Origin of the sequence: Cohnella algarum, assembly GCF_016937515.1 — a bacterium.
Lineage (GTDB): Bacteria > Bacillota > Bacilli > Paenibacillales > Paenibacillaceae > Cohnella > Cohnella algarum.
Genome location: NZ_JAFHKM010000002.1, coordinates 46902 through 66237 on the forward strand (window position 1 = coordinate 46902; position 19336 = coordinate 66237).

Here is a 19336-nt window from a genome sequence, read left to right on the forward strand (position 1 = left end):
TCCTCCCCGGTTAAGGGTTTTATATGCACCAGCGCCGATTGGCGCGGATGTGCCGCTATTCTTCGCATGGCCGCGCTAAGGCCGTTTATCATCGCGACCGCGCTAAGGCCATTTATCATCGCGACCGCGCAACGACCGTTTATCTTCGCGACCGCGCAACGGCCGTCATCAGCCGTTACGTCAGACCGCGGTTTCGCCGCCGTCCAGCGTAAGCTGGGCCCCCGTAACGTTGCGAGCCCCCATGGAAGCAAGGAAAACCGCCATCGAGGCGACGTCCTCCGGCTTCTGGAACCGCCCGAGCGGAATTTTGCCGTATAAGTACTTCCAGGCGCCGTCAATGTCCGTGTCAAGCTCGACGGTCAAGTCCTGGGCTACCTGCGCGATCATATCCGTCTCGACGGTTCCGGGGCAAATCGAATTGACCGTAATGTCGTGCGGAGCGAGATCGAGCGCCGTCGCCCGGGTCAGTCCCAGCACGGCCGCCTTGGAGGCGCAATAGCCCGCGCAATTGCGGTGGGCGTGCGTCCCGCCGATGCTGGACAAATTGATAAAAGCGCCGGGCAGCTTACGGTCGATCAGCGCATTCGCCGCCGCCCTCATGATCACGAACGGGGCCGTTACGTTTACGCTCATGATCTTGTTCAGCAGATCCGTCGAATGCTCCTCGAACGGGGACTGCTTGTAAATGCCGGCGTTGTTGACCACGATTTGGAACGGCCGGCCGTTCAAGCCGTCCGTCACCGCCCGCTCGACCGCCGCTTCGTCCGTAATGTCCAATTTCAGCGAAACCGCTCCGGGGATCGGCTCCATGTCGAGCAAATCGATGGCGAGCACATCGGCTCCCATGGCGACGAACGCTTCCGCGATCGCCCTTCCCGAACCTCTGGCCGCTCCCGTAACCAACGCGGTGCCGCCTACCAACCGATGAATCGCCAAGCCGTTCGTGTTTGCCATATGTCATCCCTTATATTCGAAAAAATGAATTCTGCCGGCCGGCATTCGCGATCCGACGCGATTGAAAATCTATCATGTCAAATATACTTACATTATAATTTAATTAAGTTTACAGTTTTCTTTTTTTGCTGTCAATATAGATCGAGAGAGGCTGGAAAACGGCGTTTTTTCAAGCTTCGGTCCTAATCTTCCCAGCTTATCCCAACCTTATTACGCGATCGTTATTTTGCCGGGTCGATCAGTTTGAAATCGTCGAAATGGAAGGCGGGAGCGACGATGCACGTCACGAATACGGGCTCGTCCGTCAGAGGAGTCGCCGTCTGCCACGCGCCTGCCGGGACAAGCGCTTGCGGGCGCTGGCCGGCCGCGATATCCATGCCGAGAACGATGCGTTCCTGCTCCTCCGGCTTGTCCCCTTTGCCGCCGAGCGTCAGTTGCAGCGGGCCGCCGGAGTGGAACAGCCACAATTCGTCGGACAATACCGTGTGCCACTCGGAAACCTCGCCGGGGTGGAGGAGGAAGTAGACGGAGCTGGCCGCCGCGCGGGCGGAAGAATAGGCGGGACCGAGCACGTCCTTGGGAATTTCGACGGATGCGCGCCACATTTCCCTATACCAGCCTCCCTCCACGTGGGGCTGAAGATCCAGGGCCTGGACCAGAGGGGATAATTTCGGTTGCTGCGTCATGATGTTTCTCTCCTTGCGTTCGTTTTTTTGCTAAATAGAGTGTAATCAATTTCGGGACAATGTTCAATTCCGCTTTGAATTCCGAAGGAAAAGAAGGCCTATCCCCATTGTCGTTCGGACGGACGAATAGCGGCGCGCGGGCGGACGGCTCATCCGTAGGAAGGCTCGCTACAGTTCCCAGGGCAGAACGCCGTAGTCTTCCCCGTACCACCAAAAACCCGCCAGCGCGAGCAACGCCAGATGACCCGGATAAAAGGAGAGCCACAGCCAGCGCGGAACGCGTTTTCGGTCCCATTTTTCCAGCCAACTGCCGCCGAGAACGACTAGCATCGTCGGAATAATGCTGAAAAGTTGAACCCACCATCCGTGGTACACGAAATAAACCACATTCAGTCCCCGTGGACGAGCAACCAGTAATCCCGCGGAACGTAGCGGAACATCAGCACCAGCGCAAGGCAGTACGCCCCGTATTCGAACGGCAGCCATTCCAGCAGCGCGGCGCCGGCGAGGCCAACGATCGCGGCGGCCGGTCCGTTCCCTTTAAAGCGATCCAGAAGCATCATGACGATCAGACACGCCGCGAACGTGCCGATGACGTTGATCCGCTCCCACTGGAACGCGATCATGTAAGGAATTTGCGATATCCCGGCGAGCGCGGCAAGGCGGAAGAGGTATCTGCGCACGTTGCGGGTGCGGCGGTAGCCGAGCGCAATGCCGTACGCATACAGCGGAAACGCGATCCGGCCGATCACTCGCAGCAAATCCAGATCGGGAAAAAAGATAAAGCCGATATGGTCGATCAGCATCGTCAACATGGCCAAAATTTGCAAGGGCGTCTCTCCTTCTCGCACTTGTAGGGCGAACGTATCCTGCTACAGCCATTTTACACCATTGTTCGACGGAGCGGTAATCGCGGCGGATTTGACCATTGGGGATTTTGCCATTGATATTTACCGGCATTCCCGCCGCTTAACCGACATGTAGTCCGTCCGATCCCCTTCTAGCCCGCCAAACCCTACTCCAACACGCCATGTAGTCCATCCAGTCCCCTTCTTGCCCGTCAAGCCCGCCGCTTAACTGCCATGTAGTCCGTCTGATCCCCTTCTTGTCGTCAAGCCCGCCGCCTAACCGACATGTAGTCCGTCTGATCCCCTTCTTGCCGTCAAGCCCGCCGCTTAACCACCATGTAGTCCGTCTGATCCCCTTCTTGCCGTCAAGCCCGCCGCTTAACCACCATGTAGTCCGTCTGATCCCCTTCTTGCCGTCAAGCCCGCCGCTAAAGCGCCATGTAGTCCGTCTGATCCCCTTCTTGCCATCAAGCCCGCCGCTTACCCGACATGTAGTCCGTCGTAAGCGTCAAATAGCCCCACCTAGCGGCGGGAGCTCAGTTCGACTAATCTGTAGTTACTTTTTACTTAATCGGCACTCAGCCGGTAGCTCGTGCGACCATGGCATGAAGGGTTCGAGCGCGTCGGCATCGAGCGGTCCAGAGATTTGCGGCAACTGCTCGAAGAGGTACTTTAAGTAGTTGAACGGGTGCAGACCATTCTCCTTGGCCGATTCGATCACGCTGTAGATTACCGCGCTAGCCTTCGCGCCGCGAGGCGTGTTGGCGAACAGCCAGTTTTTGCGCCCGATCACGAACGGTTTGATCGACCGCTCGCTCCGATTGTTGTCGAGCTCCAGCCGCCCATCTGACAGGAACGCGGTAAGCTTATCCCACTGATTCAAGCTGTAGGCGATCGCTTGACCGGACAGGCTCTTCGGCAAGGTTTTGGACCGTTGCTCCTTCAGCCATCCATGATAGGCGTTAAGCACCGGCAGGCTTTGCTCCTGCCTCTTCGCCTGTCGCTCTTCAGCGGAGACTTCGGCAAGGTCCCGTTCAATCGCATACAGCTGGTTACAGTAAGCCAGGCCCTGTCCTGCAACGGTTCCCAGCTTCCTCATCTCCGGCGGCCCTGCCTTCAGCGCCTCGTCGTACTTGCGCCGGGCATGTGCCCAACAACCGACGAGCTTCACGTCTGCCACCTTGTGGTACCCAGGGTACCCATCCACATGCAAATAGCCTTTGAATCCGGACAGGAAGTTGCGCGGATGTTCGCCGCCCCGCGTCCGTTGGTATTCGTAGAGTATTGCCGGCGGCACATCACGTCCGGTCCGATATAGCCACAGGTAGGACGTCGCTTCCGCGGACTTGCCTTCTTCGCGCAGCACCTGAAGCGTCGTCTCGTCGGCATGCAGCACTTCTTGCCGCAGCAGATACGCCTTCATGGCAGCAAACAGCGGAGACAGCCATTGCTCCGCACCATACATCATCCAGTTCGCCATCGTCTGGCGAGACAACGTATAGCCAAGACGCGCGAACTGCTGCTCTTGCCGGTACAGGGGCAAGCCATCCACATATTTCTGCGTCATGACGTAGGCCATGCTGGACGGCGAAGCCAAGCTTCCGGGATAGACGGGCCTCGGCATGGGCGCCGTGACGATGGGTGTCTGGATCTCATGACGCTCGCAGTGGCGGCAAGCATAGACTTGACGAATATGCCGCATGACCTTGACCTGCGGGGGCACCAGCGCGATCTCGCTGCGCATCTCAGTCGTCATCTCATGCAGCGAGCCGCCGCAGCAAGCACAGGACTGTTCGCCTTCCTCGAGTTTGTACACGACGGTCTCTACCGGCAGGTCGGAGAAGTCGTCTTCACGCTTGCCCGTCTGTTTGCGGCGCTCGTACGTGATCTTCTCTGTAGGTGGCTCTTGTCCGGCTGGTGTGGCCAGCACTTCGGCTTCGTTGAACAGATTCAGCTCCATCTGGTCCGGATTCGTCTTCTCGCTGGAAGTGCCGAAGCGCTTTTGCTGCGCCAGACGGAACTGTTCCTCGTACCACTTGAGCTTGGCCGATAGCTCGATATTTTGTTGTTCCAGCTTCGCATTTTGTTGCCGAAGCTCTTCGATCTGAGGCGATTCCGCTCGATTTTCCATATGGTATACTTCGGCACGGATGGGAGCAACGCCTGCCATAACATATGTCGAATTAAGTAAGGAATAGATTGCTAAATGACCGTAGCGGCGGTCACTTTCGGGTGAGCCTGCCGCTGGCTGAGCGAAAGTCCGTCCAGCAGCCAGCGGAGCTCGCGGGTCGTGACCGTGACCGGATCGCTGTGATCCCTGGGCCACTGGAACGTGCCGCGCTCGAGCCGGCGGTAGAACAGCCAGAAACCGTTGTGCTCCCAATACAAGATCTTTAACTTGTTCCGCTCGCGGTTGCAAAAGACGAACAAGCATGGAGAGAATGGATTCAGTCCGAGCCCCTCTTGGACAAGAGCAGCCAATCCGTCGATGGATTTACGTAAATCCGTGCTGCCACAAGCCAGAAATACCTGACGGCTGGTTAATTCGCTCAGCATATGACCTCCAAAGCCTGCACCACGTCGCGGAGCAAAGCGGGATTGAACCCGGCGTCAACCTCGATGACGGCTGCGCCGATTCGGATGCGAAGGCAAGCCGAAGGTGTGGCTTCCGGCTCGGGAGTAATATGAGCTTTGACGAAGGTGGCTGACTTGACAGCAGCAGGGGATGAACCGCTTAGTCTCTTCATCCATGTATAGAGCCCGCGACGATCCACCTGATTGGCTTTGCACCATCTTGCTGCTTTTTCTCCACTGGAACGGAAAGCGGCAATTCGTTCTTCCCATTTCTTCTGTACGTCTTCTCTGGCCATAAAAAATCCTCCCCCAATTGGACTATGAGGAGGATTATCTCACGGTTATTGCAAGGAACGAAGGTGGGGAGAGTTTGACGCTTACTTTGATGCACGTGGACGTCACTTCGAATACGAGTTCCGAGTTCGAGCAAATTCTGGACGAGTTTTTCACTATCGAATACATGTTGAACAGGAAGTCTTCGGTCTGTGAGCAATTCCATTTCTTCCGGTGTCAGCATGTCGTCCAAGATTGAATGTCTATCATGTGAACAATAAACGCCGGATGGTTTGTTTATATAGGACTCCGTATCGGGTTCAAGGGAGCGCCATTCTGAAACTCGAATCCCGTTTGCCCGTTGATGGATCTTACGGTAATAGCCCTTTGGATCCGCCTTATAGCTGATTTGAATGAAGTCCCCGTAAGGTCTTTGGCCTCCGCAAGCGGAACAGAGTACAGGCATTCTTAATCGATCCCTTCTATCAAAATCTTCAGCAGCATTTTGGCTCCAGGTTTGAACAATTCAATATTCCCTTTACCTGGGAGCTGCACGCAGCTAGGACATCCTTCGGCACAAGGGCAGCTCTCAATAAGTTCAAGAGCCTTTCGAAGCACTTGCGGAAGTTTCTCATAGATCGCTTCGATGGTCCCGAGACCGGACCCGTTCTCGCCATAGAAGCCGATAACAGGTCTATTGGCAAAAGCCGTCATCCCGCTCGCCGAAAACCCTGTAAAATCATTAGCGTCGCAGATAATGAGGTCAGGAATAACCGAAGTCATAGCGTGACCTGCAGCGTGAAGGGAAGCTTCAGCCAATAAGTCGATGGATCTGCCCTCATCCGCTAACTCCTGAATGCCATTTTTCAATTGGCTCCATTGAGAATCCGTTAGTGTAACCCACATTCCTTCCGGAATGAATCGGGTGACGGACGGATGATCCAATTGAACCTGCTCAGACTCATGCTTCTGTCCGAAGTAAACCTTCTTATAACCGAAGACGCTTCGCTTGATCTCCAGTTCACCATAAGCTATATCGATTCCTTCGGTATTTTGCTTCTGGTAGGTCTGTATAATATCGATGACATCGCGATAAGTAGATTGGGTGTAGTAGGTTAGTTCCTGTATAGGTAATACAATAATTTCACCTTTTCTGCGATTGATTGAGTCTACCCGATAGCCTTTCTCTCCAGGAGTCCAATAGATCGCGCCTTCATAAAAATCACGAAGAGCACTCCACTCATCCAAACTGTCTACTATCGTTTGATTTTGTCCCCGAATGGTTACGCTGTAATTTTTACCAGACATTGATCGAAGACTAAACTTGTCATCAACGATCGCCTCATCGTTAGCTGTTGCAGCTACATGCAGTACAGTCTCAATATAATCTTCGAGTAATCCAGGAAACATGTCCTGCAAGTCTTCCTTCGTGACTTCTCTCCCGAGCTCTTCTCTTAGTAACGGGATGTGCATGGCTAACAACTTGTAATTTGTTGGATTAATCCTAACTACCTCGGGAGCTTTATGGATAAATTCAAGCGGGTTACGCATGTAATACTGCTGAAGCGGTTCATCCTGCCAGATCAGTATGGCAACACACTCGCCTTTGCGGCCAACGCGTCCGATCTGTTGGGAGAAAGCCGCTTTCGATCCGGGATAACCAACAAGAACGGCAAGACTCAAATCACCGATATCAATCCCGACTTCAAGGGCATTGGTAGTAATAATGACATGAATATCATGGGACTTGAGCCGCTCAATAATGTTCGCCGCCTGACTTTATGGCGGGAAAAAGGCATGAATTCGCCATTCGGTGTGGCGGAGCCAAACCGAATAAACAGCCGACAATAGCCTAATCCCTTCTGTACAATGACGGTGGATTAGGCTATTGTCGATTAAAAAGGAAAATGCTCCCGAACCTTTGGCGAGGATCCCCGGGAGCATTCACTTCATCATGTCAAAAATACTTTATTTCGGCCTTTCTTGCAAGGCTTATTTACGCACATTCGGAAATCAATCTCCTGACGTCCAGCTCTGCTGTGAAAACTGCGGTCGGCTTCTCCATAAACACGGTCGTTATTGGCGAGGAATTGTGACGAAGCATGAGGTCATCCAGATCCCGATCTACCGTCGATATTGTCCTACCTGTAGAATAACAATCTCCCTCCTGCCGGAGTTCCTGATTCCATGGGCCCGGTATGCGACTTGGGTGCGAGAAGCGGCATTAAAGCGCAAGCACAAGGGATTCTCTTGGCGGCAGACGACAGAAAGCACAACAACTCCTGCCGTGCGTTATAGCCGCCGTACGTTGAAACGCTGGTGGGCAAGACATCTGCGCCGCGCAGCGGATGCAGCACTATGGGTTGCTGGGAAACTCGTAGCCCAGGGGGACGACACGGATATGCTCCACCTTTACCCCGCCATGATGAACCCAACGCCAATGGATACATTGGATTGGCTGGACAAACTGTTACCCCGATTCATCCCCGCTGGCGCATCCAGACGGGGCTATTGGACGTTTCTAAATGCGAGGTTACCTGTAGCATCACGCTTATAAATCCCTTCAGCATCCACCGCCAAGGAGCAAGGCAAACGAAAATCGCCTCCAAAATTGCTTTAAAAATCGCCTGGACGGCAAGTTGCCCTCCTGATCCCACAAAATATGCGCCCTCCCTGGCTTCTAGCGTCTATGCGATACTCTCATAGACCACAGGGAGAGGAGATTTAGCATGGATGAGCAAGCAAGGCAGCAAGAAGCCAACTTCCGTTATGGCTTAATTGCATCACTGGTTAGCCGCAAATTGGATCCCGGAGAACAGATGGCGTTGATGCGCGAAATTGTAAGCCATGAGTATGAAACGTCGTCGGGACAGCGAAGGAGAATTAGTCTACGAACGCTTGAGCGATATTTAAAAGCGTATCGCGAAGGCGGATGGGAGGCGCTGTTGCCCTCCGTCCGAGCAGACAAACTCACGACCAGGGAAATCCCCGAGGATGTGCTTGCCAAAGCGATTGCCTTAAAGCAGGAGCAACCCGGCCGAAGCGTCAGGCAGATTATTGCGATTCTGGAACTGGCGGCATTCGTGGCCCCCGGCACCCTGAAAGAAAGCACGCTTAGCAAGCAGCTTCGCCGCCGCGGCGTCACGCGCAAAGCGTTACTGAATACGGGGTGGAGCCACTTTCGCCGGTTTGAAGCCACGCACCGAAATAGCATGTGGCAAGGCGATGTGCAGCATACCCTTTACCTTCCGCATCCGGACAAGCCCGGCAAGAAGGTCATGGCCTATCTGGTTATTTTCATTGACGATTACTCTCGCTTCGTTGTGCATGGCCAGTTCTATTTCGAGGAACGTGTGGCCCGGCTGGAGGATTGCCTGAAGAAGGCGATTTTAAAGAACGGAGTGCCGGAAATGATCTATGTCGATAACGGCGCCATCTATTCTTCACACCATTTTGAGCGGATTTGCGGGCGACTGGGGGCAGAGCTTAAGCATACTCGCCCCGGACGTCCTATGGGACGCGGGAAGCAAGAAAAGTTCTTCCGATTTGTCGACCAGAGCTTTGTGCCGGAGGCATACGACCTGATTGAACAAGGGAAGATCCAGACGCTTAACGATTTGAATCGATTCTTCTCGGCGTGGCTTGAGATTGCTTACCACCAGAAAGTCCACACAGCTTTAAGCAGCGCCCAGTCGACCGATACCAAAAAGACGACCACCCGATTCGCATGTTGCCGCCGCATGAACTCATAGAAGTATTCTTGCTGGAGGAATCCCGCAAAGTGGACAAAACGGGATGCATCTCGCTGCTGGGCACGATATTCGAGGTCCAGACAGAGCTTGCCGGCTCGAAGATTCAGGTGCGATTCGATCCGCACGACCTGTCCGTCATCCAGGTGTGGAAGGACGGCCAGCGCTATGAAGACGCGAAGCCAATGAAGCTCCGCGATCCGAAAAACCGGCCGAAGCAGGATGAACCGAAGGCCGTCATGCAACCGCCGAAGACGGGCCTCAACTATGTGGAATTATTGGTGGAAGAACAGAAACGGCAGACCCGCGAAGCGCAAGGCGCTGCGCTTTCGCGAGCGATGAAAGAGGTGAATCGCTCATGATTCGTGGTTTCTTCGGGTGGGAGCGCGTTCCGTTCACCCGGGAGATTGAAACACGGCATCTGCACCGCTCCAAGCGATTCGAAGAATGTGTAGCACGGATGCAGTATATGGTGATGACTCGCTCGATTGGCTGCGTCACCGGTGAAATTGGCTGCGGCAAGTCGACAGCCGTTCGCTACTTGAAAGACCAACTGGATCCGAACAAGTACCGGTTTATCTATCTGTCGGATGCGAATCTGAAACCAAGGGACTTTTACCGTGAACTCCTCCACCACTTCGGCTTGCCGCCCAAGTTTCTGCGCAGCGAAGCCAAACGGCAATTCCAGCACCTCGTATGGGATTTGTACGAGAACCAGCAGAAGGTCGCCGTTATTGTCGTGGATGAAGCGCACCTGCTTTCAGGAGACATGCTGCAAGAAATACGCTTTTTGACGAATTTTCGTATGGACTCGATTTCGCCGCTTGCCCTGCTGCTCATTGGACAGCCGGAACTACAGGCCACGTTGCAACTGAGAATCTTCAAGCCGATTACACAGCGGATGAACGTGCGTTTTCATTTGGAAGGCTTGTCGCTCGAGGAGTGCCGCGATTACATCTCCCACCAATTGGAGGTTGCCGGAAGTACAGGGCCGGTGTTTACGACAGAAGCGATGGACGCCATATACGCGCATGCTCGGGGATATGCCGAGAGATAAATAACGTCTGCACCGCTGCGCTTCTGGATGCAGTGCTGCGAAAAGACAAAATGATTGATACCGTCCATGTGACGAGGATCCTAGCTGAATTTAAGGAACAGTGAGGGATGACAAATATGAATGAGATACGATTTCATGGAGATACCGAGCGTTGGAACGTGTACGATGGAGAAGAGTTGCTTTGCTCGCTACGTTGTGGTGATGCCGTGATGATTCAAGTAGGAAAGCACTTCTTGCCATCCAACCTTGAGCTCGATACGGACTGGTACGTGAAGTTTGGAAATTCGAAGTTCTGGCTCCACCGACATGCCAAGTACCGCGTCCGACCGCTGTTCTAACTGCTCTTCGGAGCAGTTTTTTTACGCCGACAAACAAAGGCGAAATATAATTGTCTCCGAAACGGCGGTGAGGAAAGCAAAAAGCCACCGTCATTGGCGGTTCCGAATCTACCGTCAATTAAAGTGGCTGATGACAGAGTCCAGTCTGAGCATTTGATCCCGGTTGGCGAATATTCTAGGAGCCGTTGCTCCCCGACTTGACTGATCTTATTAGAAATTTGAATCGCCTTCAGCATACTCGTGCATTCGGAACATTTCAGAAATGCCATTCCTAATCCCTCCATCGCTAATGTCTGCTGATCATATTAGAACATACTGATTAGACAACATGTTGTCATAGAATATACGTTCTCATGGAATAAAACCCCCTTGCTGCTAATTCGACAATATAGGCAATAAGTCCTGTAAAAATAAGAAAAACCCAAACAAAGTAATAAAGAAACGCTTTGTTTGGGTAAATTGTATTGTATATTTGTTATTGTTAATGGGAAAGGCTCAATCAATCACGATACCTGTGCATGAGGGATCTCACTCTGATCAGCTTCTTCTACTCCCATCATCATTTTATAATGTGCATGATGATTTGTAACTTTGAATATTTTTTCAAATATATTAAGGTATCTAGCGTTTGTATCTAATGGATGTTCAATATACAAATCATCACTTGCAAAATGTGACCCGTCATTTGCCCAGGATAAAAGCGATTTACATATTAACTTTTCCTCTTCATCGAATTTATTCAGTATATCATCTTCACTAAAATTACCAAATACTTTAAAATAGTTTTCTATAATTCTACGAATCAAGTTTTGAACCGTTGTTGAAGAACTACTCTGTGTTGCAAATCTAAGTTCTTGCCACATTAACTCATATGAAGTTTTTATTGGATTTGTATCATAGGATTGAGCCTCAGTAACATTATTAACTTTTCTTATAATCCAGAATGTTTCATCATGTAATTTTCCGCCTTTTGAACGCTTTTTATTAAAAGTTACTTCTTTGTGGAAATATACATTATGGGTTAAAACAAATAATTGAACAATATTATTTTGATTGTTCCTGATATCATCAATAAGTTTTAAAATAAGATTGCTAACGATAAATAATACATTGCTATCCAAACTAGAAATAGGGTCATCAATTACAACGACTTTATTCTCTGTAATAAGATCTCTGTTATTACTTCCATTCAACAAATGCATAAAATATAAAAACGTTACGAATGTCTTTTCACCTTCACTCAACGTCTGATTCACATCTTCTCCAGTGGATCGTACCAAGCGATAATTTCCCTGGTTTTGTGTATACGCAAACTTAAAATTTGTAAAATTATACGCTTTTAACAGACGATTCATTTCATTAACGGATGGAATTACACTAGTGATTTGAGCCTCTAAACCCTCGATTTCTGAAATCAATCTGTTTTTCTCAGATGTTTTTGATGAGATCCCATCTTTTATCCCTGTAATCGCATTCTTAATATTAAATTCTTTGCGTACATATTTTTCGTGATTATGCAGATTTTCATTTGCAATGAATCTCCATATTTGATCCTTAAGAAGCTGTTCTTCATGGGCTCGGTTATCAACCAACCTGTTATGTCCAAGGATTTCCTGATTAACCCTCTCAATTTCTAAATTGATAATTTTTACAAATTCGTCAACAGGAACTAATGCAATTTTCTTACTTGGTTCTTTTTGTTTTTGTTCAATTAATTCGAGATTGATTTCGTTTTTCGATCTTATTATTTCTAACTGTTGATTTATTCTCTCTTTATCGATATATGGTACTTCTTTTTCCATTAGATCCTGGATCGAAGTCTCAAGATTATCATATGATTCCATGTATAGTTTAACACAATTTGCCAATTCCTTCATTTCATTTTCATAGGTTTCATTAAAGTACTCTTCCAATTTATTCAAAAAACCATCCGGCAATGACTGTTGACAAAAAGGGCATTTACCTTCCGACTTATGTATATGATCATATCCTCTTTTTACCCAATCGCTTATAGCCAGTCTAGAAATGAGAGCGGCGATATCGACCTCCTGCTTACCAACAATTTGTTTTTGGAATATTCGACTTGAACAAGCAACGTTTAGTTCGTCATTCTTTATTGATTGCAACGTTTGAATTTTCACTAAACTTCCATTAAATAATTTATTTGAACGAGCACGTAAATCCTCTAAATCACATAACTTATTTTCAAGTGAATGCGACTGTTTACATTTATTCATAAAGTTCATTTTATTATTTCGAACACCTGAAAAAGCTTGCAAAAACTCGTTATCATATTTTCTTTTCAATTCCCAGCAATCTTCTATAAATTCATTTTCATTCGCGTTATATTCCTCTTCTTTATTGGACAAGTTAGTGCGCAATCTACGAATCTCTTCGTCTAATTTATCAACAAGCCTCTTCTTTTCAGCAATTTCATTTTTTATTTCAGTTGACTCCTTACCTAATGTGAATATACCCTTAATGTGCGAATCCTGATGGAAATTTTCCTCAACGAATTTCTGGTTATATACCAATGTTTTTAATGGTTGTGATGTCCAATCAATATTACAATCCGGGAAGTTCTCAATATTTTTCATAGCATTTGATAATGATGTTTTCCCACTTCCATTGGAACCGTAGAAAAAATTAATTTTCTTTAATCCACTAAAGACAACACCTGTACTATCATAAGTTGCTATCTTCTTAATGGAAATTTCTTTAATCATTACTTCTTCACCCCGAAAATGTTAATTTAAAAAAGACGTAACTAAAATAGATGTCCATTTTAGTTACGCCCAGATGCAAGTAATTAAATTAGTAGTAGTATCTACAATCCGAAAATACTAAGCCCCAACAACCTCAGCGTTCTTATTAATCGTATCAATAATACCGATAATTGCTCGTGCATCGTCCAGATTATTACTAAACAGTTCCGTGATACTGCCGACCGAGCGGAATGGCTCCTCTTGGAGTACGGATTTTTCAAGAATACCGTTTTTCACTACATAATCGATAATCAGCTTCACAAACCGTAGTTGATGGACATTCAGACGGTTTTCCTGCAGGAATACCGTGAATGCTTCATTCGCGGCTTCCTGGTCGAGCCCTACGACCGTCCGTACAAGCTTCGTTACCGGTAAGTCTTTATATTCCCGCTCATAATCTTCTTTGGTTCCGAGTTCTGCCCATAGAATATGTTCAAGCGTCTCCAGATCTTGTTTCGTGATCGGTTTGTTGTTGCGCAATTTATAGATAGCGATTTGATCCTTGTTCGTTTGTAAATACTGGTTGACCTTTTTACGGTAATTTTGCAGGTCATTGGTATTATAGAAGCCTCTACTTTCCTCTACAGCAAGCCATTCATCTTTGAAGTTCGTATAATAGATTTGTTGTGTTTCCCGTTCCAGGAATTTAATGAGATCCCGTAAAGCAACACGAACTTTCTCCATTTCGAAGATGTCCGCTTCTTCCCAGAACTCTGTCGTCAAGACCTTCTCTATGACATGTCGCTGTGCGACGACTTGAGGAATCGTACCCAACTTGGAGAGTTTTTCTGCCGTCTCCATGACTTTGCGAATCGGCTTCACCGATTGTGTTCCCTGAAGCTTAGCCAATTCGATGATCAGCATCATATAGTCAAACCGCTTTGCTAATTCGTCATGGTCTAAAGAAACGACAAGAGGAGCAATATACTCCTTCAAATCCCCCATATCAGTATCGGTTAAGGAGCGCCATGCAGCGTCATTTTTATACTTATGGACATACTGGATATGCTGTCTGATGCGAAAATGCTCCTCATTTAGCGCACTCACGCTATCCTTCAACAATTTCACCAATTCCGTGCGATGTTCTATATATTCGGGTTCCTGATAACGCAGTTGTTGAAGTTCACGTACAATCTGAGTACGAACATTGAACAATTTTTCCGATAAGGTCTCGGCAATATCGGTATCCTTCCCTTTCGGATTGGCCCGGAAATACTCAAAGTTACGGCAGAAATCAAAGATCGAGAATTCCTTTTTGTCCTCACCAATTCCATGCAGATCTTTACACAACCGTGTCCCTCGGCCCACCATCTGCCAAAACTTCGACTTCGAGCGAACTTTCTTGAAGAATACCAGATTGACAACCTCAGGGATGTCTACGCCTGTATCGAGCATATCAACGGAAACAGCAATTTGAGGAAGCTTGTTCCAAATGGAAAAATCATCAATCAGAGATTGATAATAATTCGTTTTGATATCAATGACCCGTGCAAAATGCCCCTTTAATTCAGGATACAGGCTATCGAACCGCTCTACAATTGCAACTGCATGCCGATGGTTTTTGGCAAATATGATGGTCTTGCCCAGCTTATCTCCGCCTTCTACCTTCAAGCCCCGCTCCATAACAAACTGCAGCACACGGTCTATCGTATCCTGGTTAAACAACCATTCGTTAATCGCTGCACTATCAATATCCCGCGGCTCCTCTTCTTCATCCTCCAGCAACACTTCTTCGTATTGCTCTTTTTCCTCTTCGGACAGATCATCGTAGCGGATGCCGTCGTCCATGATCTTGGTTGTTGTTTCCACGGTACGGTAATCCACCAAATATCCTTCCTTGACTGCTTGCTCTAGTTCATAGGCAAAGGTTGGAACACCATTTTCCAGACGGAACACGTCATATGTGTTTTTGTCGACTTCATCTTTGGGAGTTGCCGTCAAGCCCAGTAGGATAGCATCAAAATAATCGAATATGGCCTTATATTTCTTATAGACGCTTCGATGCGATTCATCAAGGATGATCAAGTCAAAATGACCAACCGTAAACAGCTTTTTGCCGTCCTTCCGCTTGACCTCGTCGATGGCATTCATCATCGTCGGGTAAGTGGAAAAAACAATTCTTGCCGTCTCCGGATTGTCCTTGCTGTCAAGCAGGTTGCACAGTGTCATGTCGGGCAAATACTGGCTGAAGCTGTTTTTGGCTTGGCGAACAAGCGTTGTACGATCCGCAAGAAACAGCACATTCTTAACCCAATTATATCGGCTCAGCACATCAACAATGGCGCTCGCAGTGCGTGTTTTACCGCTTCCGGTCGCCATGACAAGCAAAGCGGTCCGCTGTCCTTTATTTAATGCATCACAAACCGAAAGGACTGCTTCATGCTGATAAGGGCGATTTACAATGGAGTTGTTGATTTGTACTTCCTGCAACGGTTTACGGATCGAGCGCCGGTTGACGAGCAACTGCAGCTCATCCTGACTGGCGAAACCAGATACTTGCCGACTGGCATAGTGAAGATCATCCCAGAAATTTATTACAAATCCATTGGTATAATAAATCAACGGACGCTGTCCATACCGCTGCTCCAAACAATCCGCATAGAGCTTCGCTTGCTGCTTGCCCACATTGGGATCTGCGCTGGTCCTTTTCGCTTCCACGACGGCAAGCGGCTTCCCGTTCTCACCCAATAACACGTAATCGACATAACCGATCCCTTGGCCGTTTGGCATGCCTTGTACTTCAAACTCTTCCAGTACATTTTTCTGGAATGTCCATCCGGCCAGCTTAAGCTCGAGATCGATGTAACGTTTGCGAGTCTCGAACTCGCTGATTTTATCCGGAACAAAGTTGTACTCCTGCGTGTTCTGCGCCTTGCGCTCGGTCAGCAGCTTCCGAAGCTCTTCATTTTCTTTGATCAGATCTTCCAGCTTACGGTCTTTTGAACCTAATCGGTCGTATAAATCCTGCAGCTCCTGAGGCCTAACTTTTTCTTGTTGTTTGTTCTCTTCCAATAAGAGTTGTTCGTCAAAACTTCTGGCCGTATACTCGACCGAATAACAATAATCGATCCAACTGATGAAGTTAAACAGGTTGCGAAGAGACAGAATCGCCTCGCCACGGCTGATCGTTGCATTGGAATGCACGGCGACATTTCCTAGCTTCGTAATATATTTCAACTGTGGTAGCATGGACTGATCGATTACGCGGAGAAAAGTTACATCGTGAATCAAGCTTGACAGATTGTCTTGATAAGGGACCTTCAAGTCGCTATCGTAGGTAAACAGCCATTTGACAGCAAGCTCCAGAGCCCTACGGCTGAGAATAGCGCTGGTCGCAGGACTGACGACCAACGCCTTTTCCGCCTCTATACATGCACCTGCAAAGCTGGCATAGGTTTTATTTTCTCTGAGAAATCCAAAATTCGTTAGCTGCACATCGCCCATCTAGACCGTTACACCATCCCTCACTATCAATTCGCCCTTGAAAGCTTTTTGAAGTAGTGCCTGGAAGTTGGATTCTAGTTGTTGAAGGGATTCAATCAGTTTCCCTTTTTGTATTAGGTATCGTTCGAAAACCCCAACATACTTATGTTGTGTTTCTAAATCGGGAATCGGTATCTTTATATCATTAATTTTTGCTAGTGTTAGTCGCTTTATTGCTGCTCCAGACATATTATTTGTGATTTGTTCTTTGACATATTGGTTGTTCAAATAGCTTACAACATATTGGGGGGTCGCATATTTAATATCTATTCTAATTAACGCGAGACTGGACAACATGCTAAATTCAAACTCGTATGGATTAATTGCTGCGATTCCTGTCGTAGCCCCATCTTTAATATACAAAATATCTCCCTTTTTTACAGGACATCGCTTATAGATGGCAGTATGATCACTTTCTGAAATGTAAGTTGGGTTCGAATAGAAATCAATATTATTTACCTTAACATGCTTTGCAGTTATATACGGTATACCTTCTGTCATAGGTTCGGGTGAATGATGAGTACCGTCAGTAATAAGTTCAGAAACTTCTTTAAGTTTACTAATTTTCCATGACTTGGCGTTTTTAATGGGATCACCAAACAAATCCAAAAATACAGCTTGAACTAATTCATCAAGTTTGGCTATTGCTTGTTTGCGTTTATCAATTAAAGCTTGGGCTTTGTCTAGAATATATGCAATTTCTTTTTGTTGTTCAAACGAAGGTAAAGGGACTTCAATATCTTCTAGAACTTTCTTCTGAATATGCGGAATTGTCGCCCCAGTGCAATTCTCCCTTAGAAATGAACTTTTTGATCGAAGAAACATTGCTATATAAGGGATATAGTTATTGGAATCCCGTGGTCTTAATACAGCTAATGTACTGCCTATAATTCCTGTGAGATTATAACCAATCGTTCCCGCATTGGCACCGTCCCATGCAATCAATATATCATTACTTGTTACGTATACACCATTATCAATTCTACTTACCCATTTTATGTTCTTGTCATTTCGTAGGTCTTCAATCTGGATATAACGTACCATTTCGTTTGCATCAATTCCTTGAATTCCTTCATATTTCTTTCCTTTAGCAATCGTAAATAAATCTCCAACCCGTCTAACTCTCACCCCAACAACGCCTCCAGTTCCGCAAGCCCTTCAACAATTTCATCCTCTAGCTGCTTGATCGAAGCCAGTATAACCTTCGGGTCCTCGTACTGAACTTCCTCATACTCTGTCTCTTTGTAGCGATTAATGCTGAGGTCATAGGCATTGGAGCGAATCTCATCGACCGGAACCAGGAACGATTTCTCCGTACGTTTTCGCTCCTTCTCTGCTTCCCAATTGCCAAACCGCTCCAAAATGTCGGGTATATCATTCGCCTCAATGGGATTCCGCTTGTCGTCAAGCGAATAACCGTCCGCCTTCATGTCATAGAACCAAACGTGATCCGTTCCGCCTGCACCTGTCTTTGTGAAGATTATAATGGCTGTCGATACCCCAGCATACGGCTTGAATACTCCGCTTGGCATCGAAATAACCGCTTCCAGCTTGTGATTCTCAACGATTTCCTTACGAATGTCTTTATGGGCTTTACTGTTACCGAATAGAACACCATCTGGTACGATGGAGGCGCAGCGCCCGCCTACCTTGAGCATCCGCAGGAACAGGGCAAGGAACAATAGCTCCGTTTTCTTCGTGCGAGTCACACGCAGCAGATCTGCTGCTACTGAATCCGCATCAAGCGATCCTTTAAACGGCGGATTGGCTAGGATTAACGTATATTTGTCTTTGTCCGTATTGTTTTCATTCAAGGAATCGCGGTATTCGATATTCGGGTTATCCACTCCATGAAGCAGCATATTCATGGCCCCGATGCGTAACATCGTACGGTCCATATCGAAACCGTAGAACATATGATTGTTGAAGTGCTCCTTCAAGCCCTGAACCAGGAATAGATCTGCATGATGTTTCCGCAAATATTCACCTGCGGCAACTAGAAAACCCGCCGAACCTGCAGCCGGGTCACATATGATATCTTCAGGCGTCGGTTTCATCAAAGCGACCATCATTTCGATAATGTGTCTCGGAGTACGGAACTGCCCGTTCGTTCCAGCCGTAGCTACTTTGGATAGCAGATATTCATACAAATCCCCGTTGGTATCCCTATCCTTCATGTCAATCGTATCGATGCCTTCGACAATGCGTACAAGCATATTCGGAGTCGGGATCATAAAGATGGCATCACCCATGTATTTGGCATAGGTTGAATCCTTATCTCCATGAAGCGTCTTGATGAAAGGAAATACTTCGTTCGAGACAACATCATACATCCGCTGAGGATCAAACGATTTAAATTGACTCCAGCGCAAGTGCTGCTTGTCACTTGGAAATAATCCGGTAAAAGGCAACGACAGCAGCAAGGATTCATTCTCTTTGCGCGTTTCCGCTTCGTCCAGCCCTTTAATGAACAATAAATATGTAAATTGTTCGATCACACTTAATGGATTGGTGATTCCGCCGGTCCAAAATGTCTCCCAAATCCGGTCTACTTTTTGCCTTAACTCACCTGTAATCATAACGATCTCCTCTGCATGTAGATTCTTGTC

17 protein-coding genes and 1 pseudogene are annotated in these 19336 nt (G+C 47.8%); 5 read left to right on the forward strand and 13 right to left on the reverse strand.

Going from position 1 to position 19336, the window contains the following annotated elements:
* Positions 1–180 precede the first annotated feature (180 nt).
* The 9 genes and pseudogenes from JW799_RS00305 to JW799_RS29880 form a co-directional block, all read right to left on the reverse strand.
* A complete protein-coding gene (locus tag JW799_RS00305; protein ID WP_205428190.1) occupies positions 181–954 on the reverse strand; it encodes an SDR family NAD(P)-dependent oxidoreductase in 774 nt (257 codons plus the stop codon).
* A 221-nt stretch (positions 955–1175) separates the two neighbouring features.
* Positions 1176–1640: a cupin domain-containing protein gene (locus JW799_RS00310; RefSeq protein ID WP_080836752.1), complete on the reverse strand. Its 465-nt coding sequence runs from the start codon at positions 1638–1640 to the stop codon at positions 1176–1178.
* A gap of 168 nt (positions 1641–1808) precedes the next feature.
* Positions 1809–2027 (reverse strand): hypothetical protein, encoded by a 219-nt coding sequence (locus JW799_RS00315; protein ID WP_205428191.1) that lies wholly within the window; start codon positions 2025–2027, stop codon positions 1809–1811.
* 2 nt (positions 2028–2029) lie between these two features.
* Positions 2030–2470 carry a TraX family protein gene (locus JW799_RS00320; RefSeq protein ID WP_205428192.1) on the reverse strand — a complete coding sequence of 147 codons (441 nt, stop codon included), beginning with the start codon at positions 2468–2470 and terminating at the stop codon, positions 2030–2032.
* 574 nt (positions 2471–3044) lie between these two features.
* Positions 3045–4619 (reverse strand): IS66 family transposase, encoded by a 1575-nt coding sequence (gene tnpC / locus JW799_RS00325; RefSeq protein ID WP_420830594.1) that lies wholly within the window; start codon positions 4617–4619, stop codon positions 3045–3047.
* Between the two features lie 71 nt (positions 4620–4690).
* On the reverse strand, positions 4691–5044 hold the full coding sequence (tnpB, locus tag JW799_RS00330; RefSeq protein WP_028598474.1) for an IS66 family insertion sequence element accessory protein TnpB: 354 nt from the start codon (positions 5042–5044) through the stop codon (positions 4691–4693).
* Positions 5038–5358, reverse strand: coding sequence for an IS66 family insertion sequence element accessory protein TnpA (tnpA, locus tag JW799_RS00335; RefSeq protein WP_080836822.1), 321 nt, complete (start codon positions 5356–5358; stop codon positions 5038–5040). The genes tnpB and tnpA overlap by 7 nt, the downstream gene beginning before the upstream one ends.
* A 445-nt stretch (positions 5359–5803) precedes the next feature.
* The gene (locus JW799_RS00340; RefSeq protein ID WP_205428194.1) at positions 5804–6745 is read right to left on the reverse strand and encodes a Zn-binding domain-containing protein; all 942 of its coding nucleotides are present in this window, start codon (positions 6743–6745) and stop codon (positions 5804–5806) included.
* Between the two features lie 252 nt (positions 6746–6997).
* Positions 6998–7099, reverse strand: a pseudogene (locus tag JW799_RS29880) (hypothetical protein); the annotation flags it as partial.
* A 190-nt stretch (positions 7100–7289) separates the two neighbouring features.
* Between JW799_RS29880 and JW799_RS29885 the strand changes: the two are divergent.
* The 5 genes from JW799_RS29885 (at position 7290) to JW799_RS29890 (ending at position 10479) form a co-directional block, all read left to right on the forward strand.
* Entirely contained in the window at positions 7290–7892 is a 603-nt protein-coding gene (locus tag JW799_RS29885; RefSeq protein ID WP_420830667.1) for a DUF6431 domain-containing protein, read from the forward strand.
* Positions 7893–8064: 172 nt separating this feature from the next.
* Complete coding sequence (locus JW799_RS00350) at positions 8065–9087, forward strand: DDE-type integrase/transposase/recombinase (protein ID WP_205428195.1); 1023 nt, start codon at positions 8065–8067, stop codon at positions 9085–9087.
* Positions 9063–9446: a Mu transposase C-terminal domain-containing protein gene (locus JW799_RS00355; protein WP_240353107.1), complete on the forward strand. Its 384-nt coding sequence runs from the start codon at positions 9063–9065 to the stop codon at positions 9444–9446. The genes JW799_RS00350 and JW799_RS00355 overlap by 25 nt, the downstream gene beginning before the upstream one ends.
* Entirely contained in the window at positions 9443–10141 is a 699-nt protein-coding gene (locus tag JW799_RS00360) for an ExeA family protein (protein ID WP_205428197.1), read from the forward strand. The genes JW799_RS00355 and JW799_RS00360 overlap by 4 nt, the downstream gene beginning before the upstream one ends.
* Positions 10142–10257: 116 nt before the next feature.
* Positions 10258–10479 (forward strand): DUF5348 domain-containing protein, encoded by a 222-nt coding sequence (locus JW799_RS29890; RefSeq protein ID WP_176220599.1) that lies wholly within the window; start codon positions 10258–10260, stop codon positions 10477–10479.
* Positions 10480–10982: 503 nt separating this feature from the next.
* Here the strand turns inward: JW799_RS29890 and JW799_RS00370 are convergent.
* The 4 genes from JW799_RS00370 to JW799_RS00385 all read right to left on the reverse strand — a co-directional run bounded on the left by JW799_RS00370 (position 10983) and on the right by JW799_RS00385 (position 19306).
* Positions 10983–13205: an AAA family ATPase gene (locus JW799_RS00370; RefSeq protein WP_205428198.1), complete on the reverse strand. Its 2223-nt coding sequence runs from the start codon at positions 13203–13205 to the stop codon at positions 10983–10985.
* Between the two features lie 117 nt (positions 13206–13322).
* Positions 13323–16688, reverse strand: a complete 3366-nt coding sequence (locus JW799_RS00375) for a DEAD/DEAH box helicase family protein (protein ID WP_205428199.1) — start codon at positions 16686–16688, stop codon at positions 13323–13325.
* Positions 16689–17855 carry a restriction endonuclease subunit S gene (locus tag JW799_RS29475; RefSeq protein WP_205428200.1) on the reverse strand — a complete coding sequence of 389 codons (1167 nt, stop codon included), beginning with the start codon at positions 17853–17855 and terminating at the stop codon, positions 16689–16691.
* Entirely contained in the window at positions 17852–19306 is a 1455-nt protein-coding gene (locus tag JW799_RS00385) for a type I restriction-modification system subunit M (RefSeq protein ID WP_205428201.1), read from the reverse strand. Before JW799_RS00385 ends, JW799_RS29475 begins: the two co-directional genes overlap by 4 nt.
* Positions 19307–19336 lie beyond the last annotated feature (30 nt).